Source organism: Streptomyces atriruber (assembly GCF_001418325.1).
Classification (GTDB): Bacteria; Actinomycetota; Actinomycetes; order Streptomycetales; family Streptomycetaceae; genus Streptomyces; species Streptomyces atriruber.
Genome location: NZ_LIPN01000022.1, coordinates 1 through 13440, shown reverse-complemented (window position 1 = coordinate 13440; position 13440 = coordinate 1). Strand labels below are relative to the sequence as shown.

Sequence of the window (13440 nt, the reverse complement as noted above, 5' to 3'; positions counted from 1 at the left end):
GCCGTGCGGCACTCGCCGTACCCGCGCGCGCCCCTCAGTCGTCACTCTCTTCCTGGAGTCCACGCATGGACGCTCCCTTGAACACCGTCGCCGTCATCGGTCTGGGCACGATGGGCACCGGCATCACCGAGGTCCTGGCCCGGGCGGGCCGCGAGGTCATCGGCATCGACGTCTGCCAGACGGCGGCCACCCGCGCCGTCGAGGCCCTGGAGGCCTCGACCGCCCGCGCCGTGCGCCGTGAACGCCTCACCGAGGAGGAGCGCCGCGGCATCCTCACCCGCTTCCGCACCTTCACCGACCTGCGCGCCGCGGCCGACGCCGACCTGGTCATCGAGGTCGTCCCGGAGTCGTACGAGATCAAGCAGCAGGTCGTCCGCGAGCTCGACGGCGTCGTGCGCCCCGAGACGATCATCGCGACCGGCACGAACGCGCTGTCCGTGACCCGGCTGGCCGCCGAATCCGCGCGCCCTGAGCGGGTGTTGGGCCTCCACTTCTTCAACCCGGCACCCGCGATGAAGCTGGTCGAGATCGTCTCGTCCGTGCTGACCGCACCCGCCGCCGTCGCCGCGGTCACCGACCTGGCGTACGCCCTGGGCAAGGAGCCCGTCGCGGTCGGCGACCGGCCCGGTTTCGTCGCCGACGGGCTGCTCTTCGGCTACCTCAACCAGGCCGCCGCGATGTACGAGGCGAAGTACGCCTCGCGCGAGGACATCGACGCGGCGATGCGGCTGGGCTGTGGCCTGCCGATGGGCCCGCTCGCGCTGCTCGACATGATCGGCGTGGACACCGCCCGCACGGTCCTGGACGCGATGTACGCCGAGTCGCAGGACCGCCTGCACGCTCCCGCGCCCATTCTCAAGCAGCTCAGCGAGGCGGGGCTGACCGGACGCAAGGCGGGCCGCGGCTTCTACACGTACGCGGAGCCGGGCAGCGCGGAGGTGGTGCGCGACGCGCTGACCCCCGTGGCGGACGAGGAGCGCGCGCGGGGACGCGAGGTCCGCTCGGTGGGCGTCGCGGGCTCGGGGACGATGGCCTCCGGCATCGCGGAGGTCTTCGCCAAGGCCGGCTTCCACGTGGTGCTCGCCGCCCGCAGCGAGGAGAAGGCCGAGGCCGCCAAGTCCCGCATCGGCAAGTCCCTTTCCCGCTCCGTCGACAAGGGCAGGATGACCGCGGAGGCCGCGGCGCAGACCCTGGAGCGGATCACGCCCGCGGGGTCGTACGAGGCGTTCGCCGACGTCGATCTGGCCCTGGAGGCCGTCGCCGAGGACCTGGAGATCAAGCGGCAGCTCTTCGCGACGCTGGACAAGGTCTGCAAGCCGGGCGCGATCCTGGCCACCACGACGTCCTCGCTGCCGGTCGTCGCCTGCGCCCGCGCCACCTCCCGGCCGCGTGACGTGATCGGCATGCACTTCTTCAACCCGGCCCCGGCGATGAAGCTGGTCGAGGTGGTCCGCACGGTGGTGACCGCGGACGACGTGCAGGCGACGGTCCGCGAGGTCTGCACCCGGATCCGCAAGCACCCGGTGGACTGCGGCGACCGCGCCGGTTTCATCGTGAACGCGCTGCTGTTCCCGTACCTCAACAACGCGATCAAGATGGTCGAGGAGCACTACGCGTCGCTGGACGACATCGACGCCGCGATGAAGCTCGGCGGCGGCTACCCCATGGGCCCCTTCGAGCTCCTGGACGTCGTCGGCCTGGACGTGTCGCTGGCCATCGAGAAGGTCCTGCACCACGAGTTCCGCGACCCGGGCCTGGCCCCGGCGCCGCTGCTCGAACACCTGGTGGCCGCGGGCTGCCTCGGCCGCAAGACGGGCCGTGGCTTCCGCGAATATGCGCGGCGCTGAGCAGGCCGAGGAGCGACCGGGGGAACGGACGGACTGGGGCGGGCTGCTCGAACCCTCGGGCAGCCCTGTCCCTCAGGAGCACCGTGGCGCGCATATGCAGTACGTTCGTGGCATGTCCAAGGCCGCCAAGTCCTCACGCAACGCAACCCCCGACGCTCCGGAGAGTGCCGCGGGCAGCCGTGCCGCCGCCCAACGGCTCAAGATGCGCAGGGAGCTGGCGGCCGCGGCCATGGAGCTCTTCGCGTCTAAGGGGTACGAGGCGACGACGGTCGACGAGATCGCCGCCGCCGCGGGGGTCGCCCGCCGGACCTTCTTCCGGCACTTCCGCTCCAAGGAAGAGGCGATCTTCCCGGACCACGACGACACCTTGATCCGCGCCGAGGCGGTCCTCAACGCGGCCCCGCCGCACGAGCACCCGCTGGACACGGTGTGCCGGGGCATCAAGGAAGTCATGAAGATGTACGCGGCGTCGCCCGCGGTCTCCGTGGAGCGCTACCGCCTCACCCGCGAGGTACCCACGCTCCGCGAGCGCGAGATCGCCTCGGTGGCCCGCTACGAACGGCTGTTCACGCGCTATCTGCTGGGCCACTTCGACGAGCAGGCGCACCACGACGGCAACGACGACCCGCTGCTCGCCGAGGTCGCCGCCTCCGCGGTGGTCACCGCCCACAACCACGTCCTGCGGCGGTGGCTGCGGGCCGGCGGCCAGGGCGACGTGGAGACCCAGTTGGACCACGCGTTCGCGATCGTCCGCCGCACCTTCGGCACGGGGATCGGCGCGGGCCGCGACACGCTGCCGGCCGCCGCCCCGGCGACGGTGTCCGAACAGGGCGAGGTGCTGGTCGCCGTGGCGCGTACGGACGCACCGCTGGACGAGGTCATGCGGACCATCGAGAAGGCGCTCAGGGAGCGTTCCTAGGCAGGTTTTGATCCGCCTTCATGCGTGACTTAGAAGGGGGCGCTACCGTTCGGTAGCGCCCCCTTCGTCATGCTCGCACCCCCTCTGGCCTGCGGTGATCGATCATCGGTCAAAAATTAATGGCACCCAGTGTCTTGCCCGTTGGCACGCGGTGCCATACGTTGATGTTGTCCGGGCGGCCGGCGTACAGAGATCTCGCGTACGCCGGCTGTCCCCACAAGCCACGGCTTGCGCGCCCGGACGCCTGCGTCACAGGCACCTCCCGCGCCTCACCAAGGCGTTGCCGAGCACCACCCTTCGCCGAACCGACGGCACACCCCTCCAGAGCATCGCAACAAGCCCGACGTATCCCCCTCGAAGAGCGCCCCCTCAGCGCTTACGCCGGAGGCACACCGTGAAGGAAATCCTGGACGCGATTCAGGCACAGACCGCGACCACCAGTGGCTCGGCCACGGTCACATCCGCAGATTTCGCCGCTCTCCCCCTGCCCGACTCGTACCGCGCGATCACCGTGCACAAGGACGACACGGAGATGTTCGCGGGCCTCGAGACCCGCGACAAGGACCCCCGCAAGTCGCTCCACCTGGACGACGTGCCGATCCCCGAACTCGGCCCCGGAGAGGCCCTGGTGGCCGTCATGGCCTCCTCGGTGAACTACAACTCCGTGTGGACCTCGATCTTCGAGCCGATGGCCACCTTCGGCTTCCTGGAGCGGTACGGCAGGCTCAGCGAGCTCACCAAGCGCCACGACCTGCCGTACCACATCATCGGATCCGACCTGGCGGGCGTCGTCCTGCGCACCGGGCCCGGCGTGAACGCCTGGAACCCGGGCGACGAGGTCGTCGCGCACTGCCTGAGCGTCGAGCTCGAGTCCTCCGACGGCCACAACGACACGATGCTCGACCCCGAGCAGCGCATCTGGGGCTTCGAGACCAACTTCGGCGGCCTCGCCGAGATCGCCCTGGTCAAGTCCAACCAGCTGATGCCCAAGCCGGGCCACCTCAGCTGGGAGGAGGCGGCCTCCCCCGGCCTGGTGAACTCCACCGCCTACCGGCAGCTGGTGTCCGGCAACGGCGCGGGCATGAAGCAGGGCGACAACGTCCTGATCTGGGGCGCGAGCGGCGGACTCGGCAGTTACGCCACGCAGTTCGCGCTCGCGGGCGGCGCCAACCCCATCTGCGTGGTGAGCAGCCCGCAGAAGGCGGAGATCTGCCGCGCCATGGGCGCCGACGCGATCATCGACCGCAACGCCGAGGGCTACAAGTTCTGGAAGGACGAGCGCACCCAGGACCCGAAGGAGTGGAAGCGCTTCGGCAAGCGCATCCGCGAGCTCACCGGCGGCGAGGACATCGACATCGTCTTCGAGCACCCCGGCCGCGAGACCTTCGGCGCCAGCGTCTACGTCACGCGCAAGGGCGGCACCATCACCACCTGCGCCTCCACCTCGGGCTACATGCACGAGTACGACAACCGCTACCTGTGGATGTCCCTCAAGCGCATCATCGGCTCGCACTTCGCGAACTACCGCGAGGCCTGGGAGGCCAACCGCCTGATCGCCAAGGGCAAGATCCACCCGACGCTCTCCAAGGTCTACTCCCTGGAAGAGACCGGCCAGGCCGCCTACGACGTCCACCGCAACCTGCACCAGGGCAAGGTCGGCGTCCTCGCCCTCGCGCCCGAGGAGGGTCTGGGAGTGCGCGACCCGGAGATGCGCGCCGAGCACATCGACGCGATCAACCGCTTCCGCAACGTCTGAACGCACTGAGGAGCAGCGCAAGATGACAGAGCGTCAGAAGGACCGGCCGTGGCTCATGCGGACGTACGCCGGTCACTCCACGGCGGAGGCGTCCAACGAGTTGTACCGGCGCAACCTCGCCAAGGGGCAGACGGGCCTTTCGGTCGCGTTCGACCTGCCCACGCAGACCGGCTACGACCCGGACCACATCCTCGCCCGCGGTGAGGTCGGCCGGGTCGGTGTGCCCGTCTCGCACCTCGGTGACATGCGACGGCTGTTCCAGGACATCCCCCTGGACCAGATGAACACCTCGATGACGATCAATGCCACCGCCATGTGGCTCCTGGCGCTCTACCAGGTGGTCGCGGAGGAGCAGGGTGTGGACATCACCCAGCTCCAGGGGACGACACAGAACGACATCGTCAAGGAGTACCTCTCGCGCGGGACGCACGTCTTCCCGCCGGGCCCCTCCTTGCGCCTGACCACCGACATGATCACGTACACGGTGGCGCGCATCCCCAAGTGGAACCCGATCAACATCTGCAGCTACCACCTCCAGGAGGCGGGGGCCACACCGGTCCAGGAGATCGCGTACGCGATGTCCACCGCCGTCGCGGTTCTCGATGCCGTACGCGACTCAGGGCAGGTCCCCGAGGAGAAGTTCGGGGACGTCGTGGCCCGCATCTCCTTCTTCGTGAACGCGGGCGTCCGCTTCATCGAGGAGATGTGCAAGATGCGGGCGTTCGGGCGGATCTGGGATCAGGTCACGCGCGAGCGGTACGGCATCGAGAACCCGAAACAGCGCCGGTTCCGCTACGGCGTGCAGGTCAACTCCCTGGGCCTGACCGAGGCCCAGCCGGAGAACAACGTCCAGCGCATCGTGCTCGAGATGCTGGCCGTCACCCTCTCGAAGGACGCACGCGCGCGTGCCGTGCAGCTCCCCGCCTGGAACGAGGCGCTGGGCCTCCCCCGGCCCTGGGACCAGCAGTGGTCGCTGCGCATCCAGCAGGTCCTCGCGCACGAGAGCGACCTGCTGGAGTACGAGGACATCTTCGCGGGCTCGCACGTCATCGAGGCCAAGGTGGAGTCGCTCGTCGAGGAGTCCTTCGCCGAGATGGACCGCATCGAGAAGATGGGCGGCGCGATGGCCGCCGTCGAGTCCGGCTACCTCAAGTCGCAGCTCGTCTCCTCGCACGCGGAGCGCCGGGCCCGCATCGAGTCGGGCCAGGAGAAGATCGTCGGCGTGAACTCCTACGAGTCCACCGAGCCGAGCCCGCTCACCTCGGACCTGGACGCGGCGATCATGACGGTCGACCCCGCGGTCGAGGCGCGTGTCGTGAAGGCCCTCGGGCAGTGGCGCGACACCCGCTACCAGCCGCCGTTCAACCACCCCCGCCCCTGCAAGGCCCTGGAGCGGCTCAAGGAGGTGGCGGCCGGTACGGGCAACCTCATGGAGGCCACCCTGGAGTGCGCACGCGCCGGTGTGACGACCGGGGAGTGGGCCGGGGCCCTGCGGGAGGTCTTCGGGGAGTTCCGGGCTCCTACGGGCGTCTCCAGCGCTCCTGTGGCCGTCACGGCGGAGGAGGGCACCCCGCTCGCCATCGTCCGCGAGAAGGTCGCGCGGACGGCCGAGGACCTCGGTGGCGGCAGGCTCCGCTTCCTGGTGGGCAAGCCCGGCCTCGACGGGCACTCCAACGGCGCCGAGCAGATCGCGGTGCGCGCGCGGGACGCCGGCTTCGAAGTGGTCTACCAGGGCATCCGCCTCACGCCCGAGCAGATCGTCGACGCGGCGCTCGCCGAGGACGTGCACGCGGTCGGCCTGTCGATCCTCTCCGGCTCGCACGCGGAGCTCGTGCCGGACGTCCTCGTGCGGCTCCGCGAGGCCGGCGCCCCCGACATTCCCGTCATCGCCGGCGGCATCATCCCCAACAGCGACGCCGAGGATCTGAAGGCGGCGGGTGTGGCCGCCGTCTTCACCCCGAAGGACTTCGGCATCACCGAGATCATCGGCCGTATCGTCGACGAGATCCGGAAAGCGAACAACCTCGACCCCCTGGAGGTCCCCGCATGACTGCGCCCATCAACCGCCTTCGTCCGCGCCGCTCCTGTCTCGCGGTACCGGGTTCGAACCCGCGCTTCCTGGAGAAGGCCCAGGGCCTCCCCGCCGACCAGGTCTTCCTCGACCTGGAGGACGCCTGCGCGCCGCTCGCCAAGCCCGAGGCGCGGCACACCATCGTCAAGTTCCTCAACGAGGGCGACTGGACGGGCAAGACGCGGGTCGTGCGGGTCAACGACTGGACGACCGAGTGGACGTACCGCGACGTCGTGACCGTCGTCGAGGGGGCGGGCCAGAACCTCGACTGCATCATGCTGCCGAAGGTGCAGACGGCCGAGCAGGTCGTCGCGCTCGACCTGCTCCTCACCCAGATCGAGAAGACGATGGGCTTCGAGGTCGGCAAGATCGGCATCGAGGCGCAGATCGAGAACGCGCAGGGCCTCAACAACGTCAACGCGATCGCCGAGGCCTCCCCGCGCGTCGAGACGATCATCTTCGGCCCGGCCGACTTCATGGCGTCCATCAACATGAAGTCCCTGGTCGTCGGCGAGCAGCCGCCCGGCTACCCGGCGGACGCCTACCACTTCATCCTGATGAAGATCCTGATGGCCGCCCGCGCCAACAACCTCCAGGCGATCGACGGCCCCTACCTGCAGATCAAGAACGTCGACGGCTACCGCGAGGTCGCGAACCGCGCCGCCGCGCTCGGCTTCGACGGCAAGTGGGTCCTGCACCCCGGCCAGGTCGAGGCGGCCAACGAGGTCTTCTCGCCCTCCCAGGAGGACTTCGACCACGCCGAGCTGATCCTGGACGCGTACGAGTACTGCACCTCCGAGGCGGGCGGCAAGAAGGGCTCGGCGATGCTCGGCGACGAGATGATCGACGAGGCCAGCCGGAAGATGGCGCTGGTCATCTCCGGGAAGGGCCGTGCGGCCGGGATGACCCGCACGTCCAAGTTCGAGGCCCCGGAGGCGTAAGACACATGCAGTTCGGCCGCACCTACGAAGAGTTCGAAGTCGGCGCCGTGTACAAGCACTGGCCCGGAAAAACGGTCACCGAGTACGACGACCACCTCTTCTGTCTGCTCACCATGAACCACCACCCCCTCCACATGGACACGAACTATGCGGAGAAGACGACGGACTTCGGGAAGAACGTCGTCGTGGGCAACTACATCTACTCGCTGCTCCTCGGCATGTCCGTCCCCGACGTCTCCGGCAAGGCCATCGCCAACCTGGAGGTCGAGTCGCTCAAGCACGTGGCGCCGACCTTCCACGGCGACACGATCTACGGCGAGACGACGGTCCTCGACAAGACGCCCTCCAGGTCCAAGTCGGACCGCGGCATCGTCTACGTGGAGACCAAGGGCTACAAGCAGGACGGCACGCTGGTCTGCGTGTTCCGCCGCAAGGTGATGGTGCCCACCGAGACGTACATCAAGGAGCGCGGCGGCGAACAGCCCGGCCGCCCGGAGCTGAACGCCCCTTCGAAGAGCACGGAGAAGTAGCCATGAGCCGACTCGCACAGACCGCCGGTCTCACCGACATCCAGCGGGAGATCCTGTCCACCGTCCGGGATTTCGTCGACAAGGAGATCATTCCTGTCGCGACCGAACTCGAGCACCGTGACGAGTATCCGCAGCAGATCGTCGACGGCCTCAAGGAGTTGGGGCTCTTCGGGCTGATGATCCCGGAGGAGTACGGCGGCCTGGGCGAGTCGCTGCTCACGTACGCGCTGTGCGTGGAGGAGATCGCGCGTGGCTGGATGTCGGTCTCCGGCATCATCAACACCCACTTCATCGTCGCTTACATGCTCAAGCAGCACGGCACACAGGAGCAGAAGGACACCTTCCTGCCGCGCATGGCGGCGGGCGAGGTGCGCGGCGCGTTCTCGATGTCGGAGCCGGGACTCGGCTCCGATGTGTCGGCCATCACGTCCAAGGGCGTGCGGGACGGCGACGAGTACGTTCTCAACGGTCAGAAGATGTGGCTCACCAACGGTGGCACGTCGACCCTCGTGGCCGTTCTGTGCCGAAGTGACGAAGGACACCCGGAGGGCACGGCTCCGCACAAGTCGATGACGACTTTCCTAGTGGAGAAGGAGCCCGGTTTCGGAGAGGTCCGACCCGGCCTCACCATCCCCGGCAAGATCGACAAGATGGGTTACAAGGGCGTCGACACGACCGAACTCATCATGGACGGACTGCGAATTCCGGCCAATCGCGTGCTCGGCGGGGCCACCGCCCGAGGGTTTTACCAAATGATGGACGGCGTCGAGGTCGGCCGCGTCAATGTTGCAGCTCGTGGCTGTGGCGTCGCTCAGCGTGCCTTCGAACTGGGTGTCTCGTATGCCCAGCAACGTCACACTTTCGGCAAGGCGATCGCTCAGCACCAGGCCATTCAGTTCAAGCTGGCCGAGATGGCTACCAAGGTCGAGGCCGCCCATGCGATGATGGTGAACGCAGCACGCAAAAAGGACTCGGGGGAACGAAACGACCTGGAAGCGGGGATGGCGAAGTACCTCGCCTCCGAGTACTGCAAGGAAGTCGTGGAGGATGCGTTCCGGATCCATGGTGGATACGGCTTCTCGAAGGAGTATGAGATCGAGCGTCTCTACCGGGAGGCGCCCATGCTCCTGATCGGTGAAGGTACCGCCGAGATCCAGAAAATGATCATTGGCCGACGGCTACTCGAAGAGTATCGATTCCAGGGCTAGATGCCCGGTTTGGGCCACTTTCACCGAGAAGAAGATCACACCCTGTCAACACTCTTCGGCCGCGGACTCGGCTTCCTGGCTTGCCCAGTTGTGGCTCGCAACCGATAACATCCGGAAAAAGCCGCCGTCCCCCATTCCCTGCGCGGCCTCATCCGCTACGAAGGTCATCCATGCCCCACAGCCAAACCTCTGCACCACGCGACGGCATTCTCCAGGGACGCCTTGCCCGCGGAGCATCGCCGTGGCTCCTGCCTACCGTCGCCACCGCGGCACTCAGCCTCGCCCGCGCGCGCCGCTCCAAGGGCGCCGCGGCCGTCGCCGTACCCGCCACCGCCCTGGCGGCCGGCATGCTGTGGTTCTTCCGCGACCCCGAGCGCGAGATCGCTCAGGGCCGGGTCATCTCTCCGGCCGACGGCGTGGTGCAGAGCATCATGCCGTGGAAGGACGGGCGCACCCGCGTCGCCATCTTCATGAGCCCGTTGAACGTCCACGTCAACCGCGCGCCCCTCGCGGGCACGGTGACCTCCGTGGAGCACATCCCCGGCGGGTTCGTCCCGGCGTTCAACAAGGAGAGCGAGAACAACGAGCGCGTTGTCTGGCACTTCGACACCGAGCTCGGCGACATCGAGATGATTCAGATCGCGGGCGCGGTCGCGCGGCGCATCGTGCCGTACGTGCCGCAGGGCTCGAAGGTGGAGCAGGGTGAGCGGATCGGCCTGATCCGTTTCGGCTCGCGCGTCGACATCTACCTCCCCGAGGGTGTCGAGGTGGACGTCGAGGTCGGTCAGAAGACCGTGGCTGGGGTGACTCGCATTGACCGTGGTTGATCCTGAGACACAAGCGGGCTGGGTGCCCGAGGCGGCCGAGGACGAGGCCGATGAGGAGATGCCTCTCTCACTGCGCCTCTCGATAGCGGACACCCTCACGCTCGGTAACGCCACGTGCGGGTTCATGGCGGTGTACTTCACCACCACGGGCATCCTCATCCCGCACCTCTCGGGCGGCGACGAGTCGGGCATGGCCCGCAACAGCGCCGCCACCGCGGTGATCCTCATGCTGTGCGCGGCGGTCTTCGACCTCTTCGACGGCCTGGTGGCCCGCAAGCTGCGGTCCTCGCCGATGGGCGCGGAGCTGGACAACCTCTCCGACCTCATCAGCTTCGGCCTGGCGCCCGCGTACTTCGTGCTGGTGTACGGCATGGTCGCGCGGGACGCGCACGAGCGGGTGGCGGCGGTCGGTGCGATCGTCGTGCTGTTGGCGGTGGTGCTGCGGCTTGCGCGGTTCTCGTGCGTGACCGTGAAGGACGGCACCTTCCAGGGCATGCCATCGCCCTTCGGGGCGCTGACGGTCGTCTCGATCGTGCTCCTGGAGCTGCCCTTCGTGGCGACGCTCCTCGCGATCATCGGCACGGCGTGGCTCATGGTCAGCCGGGTCGAGTACCCGAAGCCGCGCGGTCCCCTCGCGGTGGCCATGCTCTCCTGGATCGTCGCGGCCATGGGGCTGCTCGCGGCCTGGGCGTTCGACGCCCCCGGCGGCCAGCTGCTCCTGCAGACCGGCTGCGCGCTCCAGCTCGTCCTCGGCGCGGTGATCCCCCTCTTCGCCACGGCCCGACGGGTGAACAACTTCCGCGGCAACCGCCGCGAGGCGCGGGCGGCACAGCTGCCGTAGCGGCGCTTGAGCGGTTTTAAGGGGGGCCTGAACCAAGTGGTTCAGGCCCCCCTTCGCATGCCGTCCATCGCCCTTCGGGCTCGTCCTCAAACGCCGGACGGGCTGAAACACCTGCCCCGCGCCGACGGGCTCAGGTGACTCAGCCGCCCGCGGTGTATGCCTTCGCCGCGTCCGCCGCGCTCGGCTGTCGTACGACCTTCATGCCGCCCGTCGCCTTCTTGTCCGGCTGGAGGATCACGCTCTCCCTGGAGGAGGGCGCCTTCGGGTCGGTGAAGTCCTGGGGGACGCCGAAGCCCGCGTCGAAGTCGTCGATGGTCAGGAGGGCCTTGCCCACGCCCTCGCGCGTGAGGTCCTTGTCCTCGCACGCCTTCTTCAGGGCCTCTCCGAAGACGGACGCCGCCGTCCAGCCCGCCACGACGCCGTTGTCGAGGGAGTCCTCGGGGTGGGCCTTCTTGTAGTCGGCGACGAGCTTCTTCGCCGCCGCGGTGTCCGCGCCGATGGGCAGGGTGGGCGAGGCCACGTAGTAGTTCTTCATGAGGGCCGGGCCCGACTGGGTGGCGAGGAGCTGCGGGGCGAACGCCGAGTTGTTGCCGATGACCGGGACGTCGAAGCTCCCCGCCGCCGCGACGCCGACCAGGGAGGCCGCCTGGCGGGGGCCCGCACTGATCACGACCGCCTTGACCCCGGCCTTCTTGAGGGCGGAGACCTGGGCGGTCATGTCGTTGTCCGTCGGTTTGATCTTCTGCTCGACGACCGTGAGCCCGGCCTCCTCGGCCATGTGCTCGGAGCCCTTGAGCGCGTTCTCTCCGTAGTCGCCCTCGAAGTAGACGTGGCCGAGCTTGTCGCCCTTCTTGAGGCCCTTCTCCTTCATGAGGAAGTCGATCGCGTTGATCGTCTCCAGGTCGTACGTGGAGCCGACCACGCGCACGTACGGGCTGCCGAGCAGGTTCGCCGACCACGCCTGCGGCAGCACCAGGCCCTTGTTGCCGTCGACGCGCTGCTCGACGGCGGCGACGAACGGGGAGCCGATGAACTGGGCGAAGCCGAGCACCTTCGGCTCCAGCTCGGTGTAGGCGGCGACGGCCTTCTGCGGGTCGTAGCCGTGGTCGCGGACGGTGAGCTTCAGCTTGCGGCCGCAGATGCCGCCGCCCGCGTTGGTCTGGTCGACGTAGAGCTGCTGGGCCTGGGTGACGCTCTTGCCGAGGGTGGCATAGACGCCGGTCATGTCGGTGAGCACGCCGAGGTCGATGGTCTCCGCCGTCACGCCGTCGCCGGTCTTCACCCCTCCCGCGCCCGTGTCGCCCTCGGCACCCTCGTCGTTGTTCTCGGCCTTTGAGCTGCACGCGGTGAGCGCGAGCAGCGCGGTGAGCGCCGTGGCGGCCGCCGTGGCTCTGGTCAGTGCTTTCATGCTTCCTCCCCTGGAGTGCCTGGTCTGGGCCTGCTGCGCCGGGCGGCGATCCTCACCAGGCCGCCGGGCAGGAAGAGCACCACCGCCACGACGGCGGCGCCGTACAGATACCGGGACGCCTCACCCGGGGTGATTCCGCCGGTGCCGGGCGCCGAGACGAGGGGCAGCGCGTCGCTGTACCGGGTGAGCAGCTGGGGCAGCAGGGAGACCAGGGCGGCACCCGCGACGGCTCCGGCGACCGAGCCGAGCCCGCCGATCACGATCATGGCGAGGTATTCCAGGGAGAGCGTCATGCCGAAGTAGTCGGGGACGGTGCGCTGGAATACCAGGGCGAGCAGCACCCCGGCGAGGCCCGCGTACATGGACGACAGGACGAAGACACCGGCGCGGTAGCGGGCCACCGGGACCCCCATCACGCCCGCGGCGACGCGGTGGTCGCGGATCGCGTTCATGGCGCGTCCGGGGCGGCCGCGCAGCACCCCGCGGGCGAAGAGCCCGCAGCCCAGGAGCAGCACGAGTCCCACGTACCAGAGCTTCTCGACGGAGCCGAAGGGTACGGCCGCGATCACGACCTCGCGCTCGTCGAAGGCCGTGCCGAAGAGGTTCAGGGGCGGCACGTCGCGTCCGTTGGAGCCGCCGGTGAGGTCGTGGGCGTTGAAGAGCACGTGCTGCCCGATGAAGATCAGCGCGAGGGTCGCGATGCCGAGGTAGGCGCCGCTCAGGCGTCCCGCGATGGGGCTGAAGAGGCCGCCCGCGAGCCCGGCGAGTGCCACCGCGAGGGCCGCGGCGAGCCAGGTCGGCAGGCCGAGCCCGGTCAGCCCGTCGTCCCCGTCGCCGGCGAGGACGCAGTATCCGTACGCCCCGATGGCGAGGAAGAAGGCGTGCCCCATGGAGAGCTGGCCGGTGGCGCCGGTGAGGAGGTTGATGCCGATCGCGCCGATGGCGGCGGCCATCGCGAAGAGGCCCGCCTGGAGCCAGAAGCGGTCCAGGTAGAACGGCAGGGCGAGCAGGACGGCGGCGCCTGCGGTGCCTGCGGTCCACGCGTAGGCGCGGGGGCGGCCGGGCGGTGTGCGGCCGACGGGGCGGGCGGCG

General features: G+C 68.9%; 11 protein-coding genes. 9 read left to right on the top strand and 2 right to left on the bottom strand.

Translation table 11 applies throughout. The annotated features are described in order from the left end of the window. The first annotated feature begins 65 nt into the window (after positions 1 to 65). The 9 genes from AOK03_RS01785 to pssA all read left to right on the top strand — a co-directional run bounded on the left by AOK03_RS01785 (position 66) and on the right by pssA (position 10940). Positions 66 to 1847, top strand: coding sequence for a 3-hydroxyacyl-CoA dehydrogenase family protein (locus AOK03_RS01785; RefSeq protein ID WP_055563320.1), 1782 nt, complete (start codon positions 66 to 68; stop codon positions 1845 to 1847). Between the two features lie 112 nt (positions 1848 to 1959). Further along, positions 1960 to 2766, top strand: a complete 807-nt coding sequence (locus tag AOK03_RS01780; protein WP_055563319.1) for a TetR family transcriptional regulator — start codon at positions 1960 to 1962, stop codon at positions 2764 to 2766. A gap of 394 nt (positions 2767 to 3160) precedes the next feature. Beyond that, the gene (gene ccrA / locus AOK03_RS01775) at positions 3161 to 4522 is read left to right on the top strand and encodes a crotonyl-CoA carboxylase/reductase (RefSeq protein WP_055563318.1); all 1362 of its coding nucleotides are present in this window, start codon (positions 3161 to 3163) and stop codon (positions 4520 to 4522) included. 22 nt (positions 4523 to 4544) lie between these two features. Next, positions 4545 to 6572 carry a protein meaA gene (locus tag AOK03_RS01770; RefSeq protein ID WP_055563317.1) on the top strand — a complete coding sequence of 676 codons (2028 nt, stop codon included), beginning with the start codon at positions 4545 to 4547 and terminating at the stop codon, positions 6570 to 6572. Beyond that, positions 6569 to 7534, top strand: coding sequence for an HpcH/HpaI aldolase/citrate lyase family protein (locus AOK03_RS01765; RefSeq protein WP_055563316.1), 966 nt, complete (start codon positions 6569 to 6571; stop codon positions 7532 to 7534). The genes AOK03_RS01770 and AOK03_RS01765 overlap by 4 nt, the downstream gene beginning before the upstream one ends. A gap of 5 nt (positions 7535 to 7539) precedes the next feature. Next, entirely contained in the window at positions 7540 to 8064 is a 525-nt protein-coding gene (locus tag AOK03_RS01760; RefSeq protein ID WP_055563315.1) for a MaoC family dehydratase, read from the top strand. A 2-nt stretch (positions 8065 to 8066) separates the two neighbouring features. Beyond that, the gene (locus AOK03_RS01755; protein WP_055563314.1) at positions 8067 to 9272 is read left to right on the top strand and encodes an acyl-CoA dehydrogenase family protein; all 1206 of its coding nucleotides are present in this window, start codon (positions 8067 to 8069) and stop codon (positions 9270 to 9272) included. A 170-nt stretch (positions 9273 to 9442) separates the two neighbouring features. Next, complete coding sequence (locus tag AOK03_RS01750; RefSeq protein ID WP_055555195.1) at positions 9443 to 10099, top strand: phosphatidylserine decarboxylase; 657 nt, start codon at positions 9443 to 9445, stop codon at positions 10097 to 10099. After that, positions 10086 to 10940, top strand: coding sequence for a CDP-diacylglycerol--serine O-phosphatidyltransferase (pssA, locus tag AOK03_RS01745; RefSeq protein ID WP_079074397.1), 855 nt, complete (start codon positions 10086 to 10088; stop codon positions 10938 to 10940). The genes AOK03_RS01750 and pssA overlap by 14 nt, the downstream gene beginning before the upstream one ends. A gap of 139 nt (positions 10941 to 11079) precedes the next feature. Here pssA and AOK03_RS01740 read toward each other — a convergent pair whose 3' ends face one another. Further along, positions 11080 to 12348 (bottom strand): ABC transporter substrate-binding protein, encoded by a 1269-nt coding sequence (locus AOK03_RS01740; protein ID WP_055563312.1) that lies wholly within the window; start codon positions 12346 to 12348, stop codon positions 11080 to 11082. After that, the coding region (locus tag AOK03_RS01735; protein WP_055563311.1) for a branched-chain amino acid ABC transporter permease at positions 12345 to 13440 on the bottom strand (1096 nt) is incomplete at its 5' end. The genes AOK03_RS01735 and AOK03_RS01740, both read right to left, overlap by 4 nt.

Excerpts from the sequence above, each read along its gene's own strand:
- AOK03_RS01780 (WP_055563319.1), top strand. The coding sequence starts at position 1,960 with ATGTCCAAGGCCGCCAAGTCCTCACGCAACGCAACCCCCGACGCTCCG.
- AOK03_RS01765 (WP_055563316.1), top strand. The coding sequence starts at position 6,569 with ATGACTGCGCCCATCAACCGCCTTCGTCCGCGCCGCTCCTGTCTCGCG.
- AOK03_RS01785 (WP_055563320.1), top strand. The coding sequence starts at position 66 with ATGGACGCTCCCTTGAACACCGTCGCCGTCATCGGTCTGGGCACGATG.
- AOK03_RS01770 (WP_055563317.1), top strand. The coding sequence starts at position 4,545 with ATGACAGAGCGTCAGAAGGACCGGCCGTGGCTCATGCGGACGTACGCC.
- AOK03_RS01760 (WP_055563315.1), top strand. The coding sequence starts at position 7,540 with ATGCAGTTCGGCCGCACCTACGAAGAGTTCGAAGTCGGCGCCGTGTAC.
- AOK03_RS01755 (WP_055563314.1), top strand. The coding sequence starts at position 8,067 with ATGAGCCGACTCGCACAGACCGCCGGTCTCACCGACATCCAGCGGGAG.
- AOK03_RS01750 (WP_055555195.1), top strand. The coding sequence starts at position 9,443 with ATGCCCCACAGCCAAACCTCTGCACCACGCGACGGCATTCTCCAGGGA.
- AOK03_RS01740 (WP_055563312.1), bottom strand. The coding sequence starts at position 12,348 with ATGAAAGCACTGACCAGAGCCACGGCGGCCGCCACGGCGCTCACCGCG.